At 75.2% G+C, this 16,439-nt stretch carries 13 protein-coding genes; 1 reads left to right on the top strand and 12 read right to left on the bottom strand.

Translation table 11 applies throughout. The features are described from left to right. Position 1 precedes the first annotated feature (1 nt). The 9 genes from ACIPLC_RS08250 to ACIPLC_RS08210 all read right to left on the bottom strand — a co-directional run bounded on the left by ACIPLC_RS08250 (position 2) and on the right by ACIPLC_RS08210 (position 10,753). On the bottom strand, positions 2-1,162 hold the full coding sequence (locus ACIPLC_RS08250; protein ID WP_400472137.1) for a GNAT family N-acetyltransferase: 1,161 nt from the start codon (positions 1,160-1,162) through the stop codon (positions 2-4). After that, positions 1,159-1,968 (bottom strand): hypothetical protein, encoded by an 810-nt coding sequence (locus tag ACIPLC_RS08245; protein ID WP_400472136.1) that lies wholly within the window; start codon positions 1,966-1,968, stop codon positions 1,159-1,161. Before ACIPLC_RS08245 ends, ACIPLC_RS08250 begins: the two co-directional genes overlap by 4 nt. Before the next feature lie 49 nt (positions 1,969-2,017). Continuing rightward, positions 2,018-3,133 (bottom strand): glycosyltransferase, encoded by a 1,116-nt coding sequence (locus ACIPLC_RS08240; RefSeq protein ID WP_400472135.1) that lies wholly within the window; start codon positions 3,131-3,133, stop codon positions 2,018-2,020. After that, positions 3,130-4,044 carry a polysaccharide deacetylase family protein gene (locus ACIPLC_RS08235; protein WP_400472134.1) on the bottom strand — a complete coding sequence of 305 codons (915 nt, stop codon included), beginning with the start codon at positions 4,042-4,044 and terminating at the stop codon, positions 3,130-3,132. The genes ACIPLC_RS08240 and ACIPLC_RS08235 overlap by 4 nt, the downstream gene beginning before the upstream one ends. After that, on the bottom strand, positions 4,034-5,773 hold the full coding sequence (gene murJ / locus ACIPLC_RS08230; RefSeq protein WP_400472133.1) for a murein biosynthesis integral membrane protein MurJ: 1,740 nt from the start codon (positions 5,771-5,773) through the stop codon (positions 4,034-4,036). Before murJ ends, ACIPLC_RS08235 begins: the two co-directional genes overlap by 11 nt. Beyond that, entirely contained in the window at positions 5,770-7,083 is a 1,314-nt protein-coding gene (locus ACIPLC_RS08225; RefSeq protein WP_400472132.1) for an O-antigen ligase family protein, read from the bottom strand. The genes murJ and ACIPLC_RS08225 overlap by 4 nt, the downstream gene beginning before the upstream one ends. Before the next feature lie 5 nt (positions 7,084-7,088). Beyond that, positions 7,089-8,612, bottom strand: a complete 1,524-nt coding sequence (locus ACIPLC_RS08220; RefSeq protein WP_400472131.1) for a sugar transferase — start codon at positions 8,610-8,612, stop codon at positions 7,089-7,091. A 378-nt stretch (positions 8,613-8,990) separates the two neighbouring features. Continuing rightward, positions 8,991-10,145, bottom strand: coding sequence for a glycosyltransferase (locus ACIPLC_RS08215; RefSeq protein WP_400472130.1), 1,155 nt, complete (start codon positions 10,143-10,145; stop codon positions 8,991-8,993). A 167-nt stretch (positions 10,146-10,312) separates the two neighbouring features. Then, on the bottom strand, positions 10,313-10,753 hold the full coding sequence (locus ACIPLC_RS08210; RefSeq protein WP_400472129.1) for an SRPBCC family protein: 441 nt from the start codon (positions 10,751-10,753) through the stop codon (positions 10,313-10,315). Positions 10,754-10,875: 122 nt separating this feature from the next. Here ACIPLC_RS08210 and ACIPLC_RS08205 point away from each other — a divergent pair, with 122 nt between their 5' ends. Further along, positions 10,876-11,769, top strand: coding sequence for a HipA family kinase (locus ACIPLC_RS08205; RefSeq protein WP_400472128.1), 894 nt, complete (start codon positions 10,876-10,878; stop codon positions 11,767-11,769). 142 nt (positions 11,770-11,911) lie between these two features. On the opposite strand, the gene ACIPLC_RS08200 is transcribed toward ACIPLC_RS08205, so the two are convergent. The 3 genes from ACIPLC_RS08200 to ACIPLC_RS08190 form a co-directional block, all read right to left on the bottom strand. Further along, a complete protein-coding gene (locus tag ACIPLC_RS08200; RefSeq protein ID WP_400472127.1) occupies positions 11,912-13,399 on the bottom strand; it encodes a S8 family peptidase in 1,488 nt (495 codons plus the stop codon). A 218-nt stretch (positions 13,400-13,617) separates the two neighbouring features. Next, positions 13,618-14,751 carry an amidohydrolase family protein gene (locus tag ACIPLC_RS08195; protein WP_400472126.1) on the bottom strand — a complete coding sequence of 378 codons (1,134 nt, stop codon included), beginning with the start codon at positions 14,749-14,751 and terminating at the stop codon, positions 13,618-13,620. Positions 14,752-14,754: 3 nt separating this feature from the next. Further along, positions 14,755-16,209 carry a glutamine synthetase gene (locus tag ACIPLC_RS08190; RefSeq protein WP_400472125.1) on the bottom strand — a complete coding sequence of 485 codons (1,455 nt, stop codon included), beginning with the start codon at positions 16,207-16,209 and terminating at the stop codon, positions 14,755-14,757. Positions 16,210-16,439 lie beyond the last annotated feature (230 nt).

Raw genomic sequence — 16,439 nt, 5'->3', positions numbered from 1 at the left:
GTCAGCCGCGACGGCGGGCCAGCAGGGCCTCCTTGAGCCGCGGGAAGCGGGTCCGCAGCACGTGCGCCGCCCGCTGCCGGACGCGCACCGCGCCGGACCGGGCGGTGGCCGCCGGCGCCGGACCGGGCGGACCGAACAGCAGACGCTGGTTGGGCAGCTGATCCGGCCGCCAGCGCTGCTTGTACGGCTCCTGGCCGCGCAGCAGGCCGAGCACCGGGACGCCCGCGCCGACGGTCTCGTCCAGGGCCGCGCTGAACAGCAGCCCGGCGATGTCCAGCCGCTCGCGCAGCACCGGGTGCGCGCCGTACATGTACAGGCCGCCGAAGGACGGGCAGAGCAGCAGCAGGTTCACCGCGACCAGTTCGCCGTTCAGCCGGAACTGGTGGACGGCGGCCCTGCCGGTGGCGACCAGGCCGACGGTGGACTCGGTCAGGTGGCGGGCGAAGCGCTCGGTGCGGTGCTCCGGGGTGACGCCGCGCTCCTGCCACTGCAGGAAGTGCAGCCGCAGCAGGCCCTCCAGCGCCGCCGGCACCTCGGCCACCGGCGTCGAGCTGACCTGCACCCCGGCCTCGGCGATCTTGCGCAGCTTCACCCGGCTGCGCTGGGCGGTCTTGCCGGGCACCCGCTTGAGCAGCCGGTCCATCGGGACGGCCGGCAGGTACTGGCAGAGCGAGTCCTGGTAGCGGCGGCGCCGGCCGTGCCAGTGCTCGTACACCCGCTGCACCGCCGCCTCGGGGTGCACCTCGCGCAGCTCCAGGGAGTGCCACGGGCGGGTGAGCGGGAGGGCGGCGGCGAACTCGGCGGCGGCCCGGTCGGCGCAGTCGTCGTCGAGCAGCACGTCGGAGTAGTCGACCAGCCCGGCGCCCAGGGCGGTCAGCCCGCCGAGTGGGCCGCCGCGGCGTCTGAAGGCGCCCGCACCGACCAGGAGGCCGCCCCGGCGGACGAGCACCACCAGCAGGCCGCCCGGGCTGCCGTAGTGGCGCCACCAGGAGCGCTGCCAGTCGACGGCCTGGAAGAAGGTGGCGGTCCGGCAGCGGGCGGCCAGGTCGTCCCACTCCTCGGCGAGGGTGTCCAGGGCGTCGTCCTCGCGGCGCAGCTCGGTGGTCCAGCCCGGCGCCGCCGACTGGGCCGGGACGCCGGTGTGCCGGGCCTCGGTGCTCATCGCCCGCTCCCGGTCGCGGCCTTCTCCTTGGCCGGGGGCTCCTCGGCGCTCTTCTTCGCGGCCTCGGCCTTCCCGGGCCTCCCTCCCGCCTTCGCCGTCCTCTCCGCCGTTTCCGTCTTCTCGGCCTTGTCGGCCTTGTCGGCCCCGTCGGCCTGCTCGACGGCCGGCGGTTCCTCGCTGCGCGGGCCGGGGGTGATCGGCGCCACCGGGGCCTCGACGGCCTCGGCGGCCTCCGCCGGGGCGACGGCCTCGCCCCGGCGACGGGTCATCATCACCAGGGCCCCCACCAGCAGCCCGGCCGCGCCGCCGACCGCGACGTCCAGCTTGGCGGACGGGGTGGTCGGTTTGTCCGGCTCGGCGGCCGGGGCCAGCGTCACCAGCCGGACGTCGGTGTCCTTGCTGCTGGCGTTGGCGAAGGAGACCAGCGAGCGGGCCACCGCGTCGGCGGTCTGGGCGGCCTCCTGGGGGCGCGTCCCGGTGCCGGTGATCTCGATCATCGGGGCGTCCGGGGAGGTGGTCCCGTGCACCAGGGACTCCAGCTCCGCACGGGTGTGGCCGGTCTCGGCGGCCGCCACCGCGAGCACCTGCGGCTGGCCCGCCAACCGCCCGTACGCCTGGGCGAAGTTGGTCGCGGTGGCGGCTTCCCCCGGGTTCTGCGGCACCACGAGGACGTAGGAGCTGGCGGCGTACGAGGGGTGCGAGACGACGGCGTACCCGGCGCCGGCCGCGGCGCCCAGCGGCACCGCGAGCGCCACCGGCCACCAGCGGCGGACCAGGTGGCGGGCGCTTCGGCGCGGTGTGGTCATGGGTGTGACTCCTTGGGTATGTGACGGCGGTTCCGGCGGCGGCGGGCGGTCAAGCGCGGGCCAGCCGGTCGTAGAGGGCGCCCAGGTCGGCGGCGACCCGGGCGATGTCGTAGTGGCCGACCGCCGGGGGGTGCGGCAGCGGGTCGGCGTTGTGGTCGTTCAGGTGCCGCAGGTCGCGCAGCGCGGCGGCGTACGCGGCGCCCTCGGACGGGATCCGGCGGGCCTGCGGGGCGGCGCTGGGCGGCAGCTCGTCGAGCGCCGGGCAGGCGCTGTGCCGCACCGGCAGGCCGGCCGCGAGGCCCTCCAGGACGCCGAGGCCGAAGGTCTCCGTGGTGGAGGGGGCGGCCAGCACGTCCAGGGCGGTCAGCAGATCGGGCACGTCGTCGCGCTCGCCGGTGAGCACCAGCCGTTCCCGGACGCCGAGTTCGGCGGCGCGGTGTTCCAGCGCGGCGCGCTCCGGGCCCGCGCCGACCAGCACCAGCCGGGTGGCCGGGTCGAGTTCGGCGAGGGCCTCCAACAGCACCTCGAAGCGCTTGCCGGGGACCAGCCGGCCGACGCCGCCGACCACCCAGCTCCCCTCCGGCAGGCCGAGTTCGGCCCGCAGCCGGCGGCGGGTGGCGGCCCGGGCGGCGGCCGGGCGGCGGTAGCGGGCGGTGTCGATGCCGTTGGGGATCAGTTCGACCCGGGTCGGCGGGACGCCCCAGGAGTGCAGCGTCTGGGCGACCTGCCGGGACACCGCGACGGTGGTGCTGCCGAGCCGCTCGGCCGCCAGGTAGAGGCCCTTGACGCCGCGGGTGACCGGGCGGCCCTCGATCACCCCGGCGTGCAGCGAGTGCTCGGTGGAGACCACCGCCCGGACCCCGGCGAGCCGGGCCGCCAGCCGGCCGTACAGCTGCGCCCGGTACAGGTGGGTGTGCACCAGGTCGTAGCGGCCGGAGCGGACCAGCCGGACCAGCCGGGGCAGCGCGCCCAGGTCGTGGTTGCCGCGCATGCCGAGGTGGTGGACGGTCACCCCGTCGGCGCGCAGCGCGGCGGCCACCGTGCCGGGGTTGGTCAGCGCGACCACCTCACACTGCTGATGTGCGGGCAAGTGCCGTAGCAGCAACTGGAGTTGGCGCTCTGCACCGCCCGAGGCGAGGCCGGTGACGATGTGCAGGACCCTCACGGCCGGGCCCCCCGCCGGGCACCCAGGGGGCTTCGACGCAGCTCGGTGACGATGTCGCGCAGCCGGTGGCGGCCGCGCTTGGCCCGCAGCCGCCAGGCACCGTCACGGTCGCCGACGTAGCAGCGGGGCAGCGCGAAGCGGCCGGTGAGCGGGGAGTGCGCGATGGCACAGGCGTAGTCGTAGCCGGCGTCGCGGACGGCCTGGGTGGCGGGCAGGTCGACGGCACCGTACGGGTAGCAGAAGCCGGTGACCGGGCCGCCGACCACGTCCTCCAGGAGGCGCCGGCTCTCCCGGGTCTGCACCGCCAGGACGTCGGCCGGCAGGCCGGGCAGCGCCTGGTGGCCGAGGCCGTGCGAGCCGATCTCCCAACCGGCGGAGGCGAGTTCGGTGACCTCCTGGACGGTGAGCAACTGCTTGCGCGGCCCCTTGGTGTCCCAGCCGTTGTCCCGGCCGAGCAGGTCGGCGACCACGTACGCGGTGGCGGTGAAGCCGTACGCCTGAAGGATCGGAACGGCGTAGCGCGCGAAGTCCGCGTAGCCGTCGTCGAAGCTCAGCCCGACCAGTCGGTCGTCCCGGCCGACGGCCCGGGCCCGCATCAGCTCGCGGACCGAGACGCCGCGCCGCCCGCGCCGGTGCAGCCAGGCGATCTGCTCGGCGAACCGCTCGGGGCTGACGGTCAGCTGGTACGGGTCCTCCTTCTCGACCGCCACCGAGTGGTACATCAGGATCCACGGCGAGGAGGCGCCGGGGCCGGACGGTTCGCCGACCGGGCGGCGGCTCCTGGGCAGCTGCGCCTTCGGCCCGGCGGGGTCGGCGTACGGGAGGTCGCCGCGTGGTGCGGCGGCAGCCGGCACGGCCTGGCGGCGGACGCCCGCCTGGGCCGAACGGACGGTTCCCCGTTCATTGTCCATGGGGAAGCTTCCCTTCATCGGCGACGGTTGGCGGGTTCAGGGCCCGGGCCACGGCGAGGACCGGACCGCGCACCTCACGCGCGCCGAGACCGGTGCCGAGGACGGCGAAGGCCAGCGCCACGGTGAGGCCCCCGAGGAGGGTCGAGAGCAGGGGGTCGGCGGCCAGCCCGGCGACGGCGGCGCCGAGGGCGGTGGCGCCGCCGGCGGCGACCACCAGCCGGGCGTGGCCGCCGAGCACCCGGCGCAGCCGCAGCGGAATGCCGCGCAGCACCAGGCCGTGCAGCAGCAGCGCGGCGGTGGCGGTGATCCCGGTCGCGTTCCCGGCGGCGAGCCCGAGGGCGCCGAAGCGGGGGGTCGCGAGCAGGCTGACCGTGACGGTGACACCGAGGCCGAGCAGCATCGCGGCGACCGGGAACCAGTCCAGCAGTCGGCGGCCGCCGTCCTCGGTGCCCGGATCGTCGGCCCGGCGGACCACCGGGCGCAGCGAGAAGTACGGGCGGATCATCACGCCGATCAGCGCCTGGGCCGGCAGGCCGAAGCTGTAGACCCGGATGACGGCGGCGGTGGCGGCGGTGTCCTGCGGGCCGAAGGCGCCGCGCTGGAAGAGCAGCGAGACCACCGAGGGGGCACAGGCCATCAGGAAGGCGGTGCCGAACAGGACGACCGTCGCGGCCTGGCCGAGGTCCTTCTCGACCCGGTCCCGGGCGGCGGTGAGGTCCCCGGCCGCCAGCGCCCGGGCGACCAGCGGGAAGGTGACGGTGCAGATCAGGATGCCCGCCGTCATGGCCAGTTGGGAGACCTTGGCGGCGTAGTTGAGATGCGAGATGGTGCCGGGCGGCAGCGCCGAGCCGAGGTAGCGCTCGACGAAGACCTGCGACTGGCGGGTCAGGGTGAACGCGGCCACCGGCAGCAGGGCGAACGGCATCAGCACCAGCGCCTTGCGGGAGCGGCGGGCGCGGCCCGTTCCCGCACCCGCGCCCGCACCCGCACCCTGACGCAGCCGGCGCAGGAACGGGGCGACCAGCAGGCCGGCCATCAGCAGGCTGCCGAGCGCGACGCCGAGGGCGGCGGAGCGCACGCCCAGGAAGGACTGGCAGCCGAGCAGCACGGCGAGGATGCCGACGTTGTAGGCGACGTAGATGCCGGCCGGCGCGGTGAAGCAGTGGTGGGCGCGCAGCGCGGCGGCGAGGTAGCCGGCCACGCCGAACGGCAGCACGGTGATCGCGGTGATCCGGGTGCAGGCGACGGCGAGTCCGGGGTCGGCCAGACCGGGGGCGAGCAGGTCGACCAGCTGCGGGGCGCCGAGGGCGACGGCCAGCGCGAGCCCGCTGAGCGCGAGCAGCAGCCAGGGCAGGGTGGCGCGGACCAGTTGGCGGACCGGGTCTGGGGCGTCCGGGTCCTCCTCGCGCAGCACCAGGGCGAGCGCGAAGGCGGGCACCATGAGGAAGGACATGGCGTCCTCGATCAGCAGCGGCGCGGCCGTCTCCGGGACGGTCCAGGCGACCAGGAAGGCGTCGGTGCCCTGGTTGGCACCGAAGTAGCGGGCCAGCAGGAGGTCGCGCAGCAGACCGAGGCCGGAGCCGGCGGCGCTGAGGACGGCGGTGATGCCGAAGGCCTTGGCGAGGAAGCCGCGCCGGGGGGCCGGGTCGGGCCCCGGTGGCGGGCCGTCGGCGCGGACGCCGCGCGGGGCGGGCACGGTGGAGGCGAGGGCCGGCTGGTCGGTGGTCATCGCGGGTCGGCCTCCGCGACGCAGGCCCGGGCCGCGAGGCCGAGGACGACGGAGGTCAGCACGGTGGTGGTGCCGCCGATGTCCGCGTACAGGAAGTCGACCAGCACCCAGGTGAGCAGGGCCAGGGCGGCCAGGGCCGGGCCGCGGGAGTGCCGCAGGCAGCCGAGCAGCAGGCCGAGGAAGAGCGCGGCGTAGGCGACGATGCCGATCAGGCCCTGCTCGCTGAGCACCAGGAAGTACATGTTGTGCGGGGAGAGCAGCGGTTCGCGCTGGAAGCCGATGGTGGAGTCGGCGGCGTCGCTGCCGGAAGAGAGCCGCAACGGGGCGTGGCTGTCGCGCAGTTGCTGGAAGGCCTTGGGGCCGGCGCCGTGGAGGGGGTGGTCCTGCCAGATCCGCCCGGCGGTGGCCCACAGGTCGTAGCGGTCGGAGACGGACTGGTCGGGGGCGGCGGAGACGGAGCCGATCGAACCGAGCCGCTCGGTGACGCCGGAGGCGCCGAGGCCGAGGCCGCCGACCAGGACGACCGCGGCGGCCAGGCCGAGGACGGCGCCGCGGACGGCGAGCCGGGCGTCGGCGCGCAGCAGCAGCACGGTGGCCGCGGCGGCGGTGGCGATCCAGCTGCCGCGGCTGAACGAGACGGCGAGCGGGAAGGCCAGGAAGGCGGCGGCCGCGAACACGGCGCGACGCAGCCGGACGTCGCCGCCGGGGCGGCGCTCGGCGAGCCCCAGGGCCAGGGCGGCGAGCAGCCCGTAGCTCACGACCGTGGACATCGCCATGATGTCGAGGGCGCCGAAGGTGCCGACGGCCCGGATCGGCTGGCCGGTGTAGGAGGCGCCGGTCCGGGTGAGGTACTGGTGCGCGCCGACCACGCCCTGGATCAGCGCGGCGAGCACGAAGGAGCCGAGGACCAGCCGCTGGTCGACGCGGTCGCGCAGCGAGCAGAGCACCCCGGCCGGCACCAGGACGAACACCTGGGTGAGCCGGACGAAGCCGGTGAGGCTGGTGGCCGGGTCGATCGAGCCGACGGTGGCGACGGCGGCGGCGACCACGATGCCGCCGAACAGCACGCAGGTGGCGCGGCTGACGGCGGGCAGCCGCCCGCGCAGCAGGTTGAGCGCGGTGAGGGCGACCAGGGCCAGCGAGGCCACGTCGGCGGCGGTGACGTGGACGGCGGCGGTGACGTCCTTCTCGCCGGTGGGCACGCAGACCAGCAGGACGGTCGCCGCGGCGAGCAGGCTGGGCCGGTCCGCGAGCGCGGGCAGCGCCTTGCGTAAGGCGAGCCGCGGGACGGCGGGAAGGGTCAGGGCCACGCGGGTCAGCTCCCGTCCGGGTGGAGCATCAGGACCGCGGTGCGGCACAGGATCTTGACGTCCTGCCAGAGGCTCCAGCTCTCGATGTAGCGGTTGTCGAACCGGGCCCGGTCCTCGATGGAGGTGTCCCCGCGCAGGCCGTTGACCTGGGCGAGGCCGGTCAGGCCGACCGGGACGCGGTGGCGGTCGGCGTACTCGGGGTAGGCCTGGCCGAACCGCATGACGAAGTAGGGGCGTTCGGGGCGCGGGCCGACCAGGCTCATGTCGCCGCGCAGGACGTTCCACAGCTGCGGCAGCTCGTCCAGCGAGCTGCGGCGCAGCAGCCGGCCGACGGCGCCCATCCGGTGGTCCTGGGAGATGTTCCAACGGGTCGCCGACTCGTGCTCGTTGCTCGGGCGCAGGGTGCGGAACTTGAGAACGGTGAACACCCGGCCGTCCAGCCCGGTGCGCTGCTGGCGGAAGAGCACGCCGGGGCCGGTGTCGAAGCGGACGGCCAGCGCGCAGAGCACCAGGACGGGGGCGAGCAGCAGCAGGCCGAGCCCGGCGGCGGCGACGTCCAGGGCGCGCTTGGCGGCCCAGCCGGGGCGGCGCATCGCCGGTTGGCCGACGCGCAGGCAGGGGAAGCCCCACAGGTGGTCGCCGCCGGCCAGCGGGCCGGCGGGCAGCGAGCCGTACTCGCGCAGCGCGGGCACCAGCCAGACCTGGCAGCCGAGCCGGGCGGCGTCGCGCAGGGCGGCGGCGGTCTCGGCCTCGTCGGCGGCGCCGGCGGTGGCGACCACGTGGTGGATCCGGTGCCGGCGGACCTCGCGTTCCAGCACCTCGCGGCCGCCCAGGACGGGCAGGTCGGTGTCGCCGGCGAGCAGCGGCGGGTCGGCGTCGAGGAAGCCGATCGGGCGCATCCCGTACTCGCCGCGCTCGTTGAGGGCGGCGGCGACCCGGCGGCCGAGCCGGCCGGCGCCGAGCACCAGGACGGGGCTGGGGCGGCTGCGGCGGATCCGCCGGACCAGGTGGTAGAGCACCGCGCGGCCCGCGGCGGCGATCAGCAGTTGGACGCCGAGCAGGATGGTGAGCCGGGCCGGGGTGGCCGGGCCGCAGTCGGGCCAGCGGCCGTCCAGGCAGCCGGCCAGGGTGACGGCGAAGGCGGTGGCGACGACGGCCCGGACGGCCAGCGCGGGCAGTTCGTCCAGGACGGAGAGGGTGAGCCGGGTGCGGTAGAGGCCGCCGACCAGGTTGAGGGCGAGCAGCAGGGGCAGGACGGCGGCGGCGCCGAGCAGCGGCGCGAGCGGGACGGCCGGGTCGACGGCCCGGTTGGCGAGGCCGGTGGCGGTGCACAGCGCGATCGCGTCGACCTGGACCAGCGCGAGCGGCAGCGCGAGCCGGGAGTGGACCGCCCTGCGGCGCCGGCGGGGCGGTGGCACCGTCCGGGTCTGGGCGGATCCGGCCGGGCGGTCGAGCAGCCCGGTGCCGGGCCGCCGCGGGCCGGACAGGGACCGACCGGATCGCGGCACGCTGTCGTGGTCAATGGTCATCAGCGCACGAACTCCCCTGCTGTGTGCCCGGGGTGACGGCGCCCCGGCGCCGGATGGCGCGGAGCGGCCGTCCCGGCCCGGTGGGCGCGGTCCTGACAGCACCTGCTGCCGCTGGCGGCTTTCGGTCCTCTCGCGTCGGGCCCGGCCGCGCGGGGCGCGGCCGTGAAGACCTCAGTCGCGAATTCCCGGCGTGAAATCGAAACGAAGCAGGCGAAATCCGACAATACATAACCGGGCTGCGCAGGCTGGAAGTTGACTTGCCGTTTCATTCCAGCCGCCCATTAATAGGTATTTCGGATTTGACGCCTCGTCCCTATCCGGTTGAGGGTGCGAATACGACAGCGCCGGATCGGCGGGCATTCACGGCATGTGAAACGATCAGATCCGCTCTGGGACACGGGCCCGGCGCCGCCCGGCCGCCGGACCGGCACCCAGCAGATGGCGGTACAGGGCGTCCACCTGTTCGACCACCGTGCGGACGTCATGCCGGGCGACCACGTGATCGCGCAGCCGCGCCCCGCGCCGCTCGCACTCGATCGAATCGGACAGCGCTTCCGCCATTCGGGTGGCGAGCGCGGCCACGTCCTCGGGCGGCACCACGGCCTGCCCCCGCTCGGCCTGGGGCAGGCACTCCCGGGCGCCCGGCACGTCGGTCAGCAGCACCGGACGCGCCGCCGCCATCGCCTCCAGCGGGGCCAGCGCCATGCCCTCCCAGCGCGAGGGCAGCACCACCAGGTCGGCCGCCGCCAGCCACGGCCTCGGGTCCGGCACGTCCCCGACCAGCCGGACCCGGGACGGCTCGGCCGACTCCCGGACCAGGTCCGCCAACCGGTTCTCCTCGGGACCCCCGCCGACCAGCGCCAGCCGGGCCCGCGGCACCGCCCGCAGCACCTCCGGCCAGGCCGCCAGCAGCACGTCCTGGCCCTTCTGCCGGCACAGCCGGCCGACGCAGACCGCGAGCGGGGCGTCCAAGTCCAGGCCCAGCGCGATCCGGGCCGCCCGGCGGTCGGCGGGCGCGTAGTGGCGGACGTCCACGCCGTTGGGCACCACCGCCCAGTCCGCGCTCACCCCGGCGGCGACGCCGTCGGCCCGCTCCTGGACGCTGACGCAGAGCAGGCGGTGCGCCCAGCGGCTGGCGAAGCGCTCCCAGTGCAGGGTGGCGGCGGCCAGCGAGCCCTCGACGGCGGCGAAGGACCAGGCGTGCGGCTGGAAGACGGTCGGCACCGCGCCGCGCACCGCCAGTCGGCCGGCCAGGCCGGCCTTGGCGCTGTGCAGGTGGACCACGTCGGGCGCGGCCGCCCGGACGATCCGGCGCAGCCGCCAGGCCTCGGCGACGGTGCCCGGGCCCGGCGAGCGCCCGGCGGGCCAGTCCTGGACCAGCGCGCCCACGGCGGCGGCCTCCTCGGCCAGCCGACCGCCGCGCGGGCAGGCGACCAGCACCCGGTGACCGGCCTCGCGCTGCCCCCGGACCAGATCGGCGACGACGCGGGCGACTCCGCCGTCCACCGGCTGTGAAATGTGAAGGATCGTCATATGCACGGCGGCGAGCCTAGGGTGGCTCCCCCGCGCCGGGCGGCCCTCGTCACCCGGAGGTGGCGGGCCGTCCACCCGTACGGCTTTCCGCTCGTACGGGCGGGCGAACCGCTCGAATTCCCGGGCGAATTACCGCGGGAAAAACGGACTCAGCGGACTCAGCGGACTCAGCGGACCTCGGCGGCCAGGTTGGCCAGCACCTGGTCGTGGATCCGGTTCAGGCCCTTCGGAGCGAAGGTGCGCTCGAAGAAGCCACCGATGCCGCTCGCGCCCTGCCAGGTGGCCGAGACGGTGACCTTCGACCGGCCCTCGCCGGCCGCCGAGACGGTCCAGGTGATCACCATGCTGGAGTTGGCGTCCTTCTCCACCAGTTGGTCGGGCGCGGGCGCCGAGACGGTGAACAGGCAGTCCCGCACGCGCTTCTCGGTGGCCTGGAGCTTCCAGTGCACCTGGGTGCCGGCGCCGGTGCCGCCGACCCGGACCTCGTACTCGCTGTACTGCGGGGGCAGCAGCTTCGGGCGGGTCACCTGGTAGTCGGCCAGCGCCTCGTACACCCGCTCGGGGGCGGCGTCGTAGTCCCGCTCGGTGGTGGCCTGCACCTGTCCCATGGCCTTGCTCTCCTCATCTGGTGGTCTTCCGGTTCTCACCGGCAAGCCAATCACAGCGCCCGGGGCGGAGGCCGACCGGACGGCCCGCCGCGGTGGCGGGGCGGCGGGATAGGGTGGCCGGTGTGCTCGATCTGGTGACAGCAGTGCGCTACGTCGACCCGCTGCGGTCCGGCGGCTCCGTCCCGGGCGTGGTGGAGACCGACGACCTGGGGACGTACGTGGTCAAGTTCACCGGCGCCGCGCAGGGCCGCAAGGCGCTGGTCGCGGAGGTGATCGTCGGCGAGCTGGCCCGGCGGCTCGGCCTGCGCGTCCCCGAACTGCGGCTGGTGGACTTCGATCCGGCGGTCGCCGCGGACGAGCCCGACACCGAGATCCAGGACATGCTCAAGGCCAGCGGCGGCCTCAACCTCGGGATGGACCTGCTGCCCGGCGCGCGGGACTACCGGCCCGGCATGATCCCGGTGGACTCCGCCGAGGCCGGCCGGGTGGTCTGGCTGGACGCCCTCACCGGCAACGTCGACCGCACCGTCCACAACCCCAACCTGGTGGTCTGGCACGGGCGGCTCTGGCTGATCGACAACGGCGCCGCGCTGATCTTCCACCACCGCTGGGCCACCGCCGAGGCGGCGGTCGGCAAGCGCTACGACCTCAGCGCGCACGCGCTGGGCGGCTCGGCCCCGGACGTCCGGCTGGCCGACGAGGAGCTCGGCCCGCTGGTCACCGTCGGCCTGCTGGCGGAGGTGCTGGCGCTCGTCCCGGACGAGTGGCTGGCCGACGAGCCCGGCTTCGACTCGGTGGCCGCCGTCCGGCACGCCTACGTGACCCACCTGGCCGCCCGCGTGGTGCTCTCCGCGCAGTGGCTCCCGGAGGACTTCGCCACCCCCGAGCAGCTGCGCGAGGCCGAACGCCGCCGGGCGGCCCGGACCCGGGCCGGCCGGCCCGCCTGGCTCCAGGAAGTCCCGGACCTGCACGGCAAGCCGCCGGTGGAGACCGGCTGGGAGCACCACGTCGAGTGAGTGCGCCGGGGCGCGCCTCGGACATCGGCCGATCGCGAGCCGGGCGGGGGCCTGAGTACGGGGACCCGGAAACGACCGGGGAGCGGGACCTGGACGGTCCCGCTCCCCGGCTCAGTGTTCAGGTGTCGCCGTGGTCAGCGCGTCAGCGCCACCACTGGACCGCCTTCTCGGCGTTGATGATGCCCGCGCCGTAGAAGCCGTTGTCGTCCGCGCCGCCCTCGCAGGTGGCCTTGTAGTCGCCGGTGCCGCCCGGGTTGTACGCGCCGGTCGGGCAGGGGTGCGACTCGGCCTGGTTGGTGAGCAGCTCGGTCAGCTCGTCCGGGTTGGCCCACGGGAAGGTGCTGGCGAGCAGCGCGACCACGCCGACGACGTGCGGGGTGGCCATCGAGGTGCCCTGCATGTAGCCGTACTTGTTGCCCGGGATGGTGGAGAGGATCCGACCGTCCTTGTCCGGGGTGTCCGGGAGCTGGTAACGGCGGTCGCCACCCGGCGCGGCGACGGTCACGACGCCCTTGCCGTAGCTGGAGTAGTACGCCTTGTCACCCTTGACGCCCACCGAGGAGACGGCGATGACGCCGGGCAGCTCGGTCGGCAGCGACAGGCAGTCGTTGGTGACCGGGCGGGTCACCTTGGTGGTGTCGTCCGGGCTGGCGACGTCAACGGTCTTGTGGGCCAGGTCGATGTTCTCGTTGCCCGCCGCGGCGACGTTGAGGACGCCCTTGCGCTGCGAGAACGAGACCGCCTTGCGGACGGCGGCGCTGATCGCGGCCTGGTCCTTGTCGTTCGGGCAGTTGAACATCCACGGGTCGACGTAGTAGCTGTTGTTGGTCACCTTGAACTGGTGCTCACCGGCCCACACGAAGCCGCAGATCGCGTACTCGGGGTAGATGAACCCGCCGTCGTCGACGACCTTGACCGCGGCCAGCTTCACGTTCGGGGCGATGCCGACGACGCCCTTGCCGTTCTTGGCGGCGCCGATCGTGCCGGCCACGTGGGTGCCGTGGTCGCTGGTGGTGGGCTGCCAGGACTTCCAGTCCGTGTTCGGCTTGCCGCCGTCGATGCAGGAGACCGACTGCGCGGCGTCCACGTTGGCGGCCAGGTCCTCGTGCGTCGCGTCGATGCCGGAGTCCAACACACCGACGGTGACGTTGCGGCTGCCGAGCGAGAGCTTGTGCGCCTTGTCGACACCGATCTGGCGCATGTCCCACTGGTTGGCCTCGTACGGCTCCTGACCGGCGGCGGGCGCGGCGGAGGGCTCGGCGGCGACGTCGGCCTTGGCCTGGTCGGCGGCGGTGATGCCCTTGGTGCGGCTGGCACCGACGGAGTCCACGCCCTTGGCCTGACGCAGCTTCTGCGCGAACGCGGTGTCGTTCGAGCGGGCGATGACGACGCCGATCTGCTCGTACGAGTAGACCACCGAGCCGCCGAGGGCGGTGACCGCCTTCTCGACCTTCTGCACCTGGCCGTGGTTGGCCTTGGTGTTGACGACGTAGCTGAGCAGCGGACCGGTCGTCGAGCCCTCCGAGGGGGCCGCGACGGCGGTGCCGGCCGGCAGCGCGAGGGCGCCGGCGGTGGCGAGCACGAGACCCACCGCCGCGAACCGGGTCCGGCTGATCCGAGGAACTCTCATAGGGGTTGGCCCTCCCGAGTCGTCATGCGGCAGCTGCGGTGTGGCAGGTGCGCTGGAATGATCGGGACGTTAATGAATATTTGCTTATAAGCGCAAGAGGTAGACATCTAATCGTCACATCTTGGCCAGCAGCGGAAACCTGGAGTCCGGGGCCAACAACGTCAACAGAGTTGAAGAGTGTTAAAAAGTGATGGTTCGCCGACGTGCTACGGTGCGCCCTACAGCGAGTACAGCCTGCGGGCGTTGTCGGCAGCCACCGACCGGGCCAGCCGCTGCGCGTCCGCCGCCGAACAGGCGCCACCCGCCCGCCAGTCGGCCAGCACCGCCCCCAGTCCGTACCGGAACTGGGCGGCGCCCACCAGGTACAGCTCGGACAGCCCGTACGCGTCGGTGGAGAACAACAGCTTGCCGAACGGCGCGAGTTCCAGCATCTCGCCCAGCACCGCCGCCACCCGCGGCCCTGTGTAGGAGGCGGTCAGCCCGAGGTCGGTGTACACCGTCGGGAAGGCCTGGGCCAGCCAGCCGGCCTGGCGGTGGTACGGGTAGCAGTGCAGCAGCACCAGCGGGACGCCGCTCGGCTCGGCGGCGCGCACGAAGCCGGTCAGCAGCGACGGATCGGCCCGGTGCAGGGTGAGGTCGGGATCGCCGAAGCCGGTGTGGAGTTGGAGCGGCAGGCCCAGCCCGGCGCAGACGTCCACGGCCGTCCAGAGCAGGTGGTGCAGCAGGACCGGATCGGCCAGCCGGCCCCGGCCGCCGCGCAGCCAGGCACCGGCCGCGGCCACCACGGCCGCCCGCTCGGGCCGTTCGGCGGGGGCGGCCAGGCCGTGCCGGTAGGCGAGCACCGACTTGACCGCGACCGCACCGGCGGCGGCCGCCGCCAGCGCCTCGCCGACGGCCCGCGGCCAGGCCTCGGCCGGGCCCGTCACCGTCTCGGCGACCGACTCCAGCCGGACCACCTCGCGCACCACCGCCCCGGTGGCCGCTGCCAGTTCGCCGAGCGGCAGCAGCGGAAGGCCCGCGGCGGTGGTCAGCCCGGTGTCCACCAGGCAGGTGTCCAGCCCGGCGGCGGCCAGCAGCCGGCGGGTGGCCTCGGCGCCGCCCAGCTCGCGCCGCCGGGCCAGGTAGTCGGCGGCCGGGGCGTGCGCGGGCAGGCCGAGGGCGGGCGGGCACCAGCGCCGGACGGCCAGGCCGAGTGCGCTGTCGAAGGGCGAACAGCCGGGCGCGGGCGGTCGGTCGGACTCGGTGAGCAGCCCGGCCAGGGCGTCGTCGGACAGGTCCGGTCCGGCCGCCACCACGCTGTGGCAGTGGTGGTCGACCAGCGCGGGCACCGCCAGGGCCTGTCCGGCGACCACCGGTCAGTACCGCCAGCGGGTGGCGGCGACCAGCTGCTCGGGGGTGGCGACGGCGTACTGCTCGCCCTCGGCCCGGCGCACCGCCAGCACCGCCTCGTACAGCGGCCCGCCGAGCGCCTCGCGCAGCACCGCCGACCGCTCGAACGCGGCCAGCGCCTCCGCCGGGCCGGTCGGCAGCCGGGGCACCGCGCCGGGCTCGGCGGCGGCCGGGTCCCCGGTGAACTCCAGCGGCAGCGACAGGTGTCGGTCGAGACCGGCGAGACCGGCGGCGAGCACCGCGCCGACCGCCAGGTACGGATTGGCGCTGGCGTCGAAGCACTTGACCTCGGCGTTGGCGGCGGCGGCCCGCTCCCCCGTGGAGCCCGTCACCAGGCGCAGCGCGGCCTCGCGGTTCTCCAGGCCCCAGCACTGGTAGGCCCCGGCCCAGTGCGAGGGCACCAGCCGCAGGTAGCCGGCCGGGCTGGAGCAGCCCAGCACCAGGAGTTCGGGCAGCGCGCCGAGCACCCCGGCGAGGAAGCCCTCGGCCTCGGCGGTCAGGCCGTGCGGGCCGGGGCCGCCGTGGCCGAGGTTGCGGCCGTCCCGCCAGAGGCTCAGGTGCAGGTGCCCACCGTTGCCGACCGCGCCGGGCTCGACCACGGGGGCGAAGGAGACCCGAAGGCCGTGCCGGGCGGAGACGGCCCGCACGGTGTGCCGGACCAGGACGGAGGTGTCGGCGGCGCCGACCGGGCCCTCGGGGGCCACCGAGACCTCGAACTGGCCCGGTGAGTACTCGGGGTGGATCTGCAGGACGGTCAGCCCCTGCTCGCCGAGGGCCCGCAGGACGTCCCGCAGGTAGTCGGCGAGGTCGGTGAGCCGGTGCATCCCGTACGCGGGCCCGTGCGTCGGGTACTGCGGCTCGTCCTGCGGGCCGCCGGCGAGGGCGACCACCCACTCGACCTCGATGCCGGCCTGAACGGTCAGGCCGCGCTCGGCGGCCGCGGCCTCCATCCGGCGGGCGAACAGCCGCTGGCAGCCGGGGTGCGGGGTGCCGTCCTGGGTGTGCCGGTCCCCCGGGGCCCAGGCCCAGCCGGGCTGGGCGGCCAGCGGGACGACCCGGTCGAGGTCGGGGTAGAGCCGGAGGTCCCCGGTGGGGCCGCCGGTGCTCGGGCTGGTGGTGATGCCGTCGTCGGCCAGGAAGACGTCGAAGCAGGGTGCGGCGCCGACGCCCCACTGCGCGGCGTGCAGCAGGGCGCCCAGCGGGACGGCCTTGACCCGGGTGATGCCCGCGTTGTCGACCCAGGTGACGGCCACCGCGTCGACGGCGGCGGTGCGCAGCCGGTCGACGGCGGCCTCGGCCTGTTCGACGCGCACGGCGCGCGGGGGCAGCGTGACGGCGGCGAGGTGCCCGCCGAGGCCTCCGGCAGGGCCGGTGGAGCCGGAGGTGGACGCGGCGGGGCCGGCGGCGGTTCCGAGGGTCATGCCTCCATGCTGCCCCGCCCGTCGCGGCCGGGTAACTCCCCTATCGGGTGGTCCCCGTGGACGCCCGTCCGCTCGTTCACCCGTTCGGGCCACCACGGGACCCCGCCCCGATGCACCGGACGCGATATATGGCGCCCGCACCCCTTCCTACTCGCGGGTAGCTTCGCTACAGTGGCCGGACGCACCACCGCCGGGCTACGGGAGCCGCACCGGCGGGGGCCTGCGGTCGC

This window comes from Kitasatospora sp. NPDC086801, assembly GCF_044745805.1.
In the GTDB taxonomy this organism is placed as follows: Bacteria; Actinomycetota; Actinomycetes; order Streptomycetales; family Streptomycetaceae; genus Kitasatospora.
Note: the sequence above shows the minus strand (reverse complement) of the source record. Positions and strands in the feature narration are given on the sequence as shown.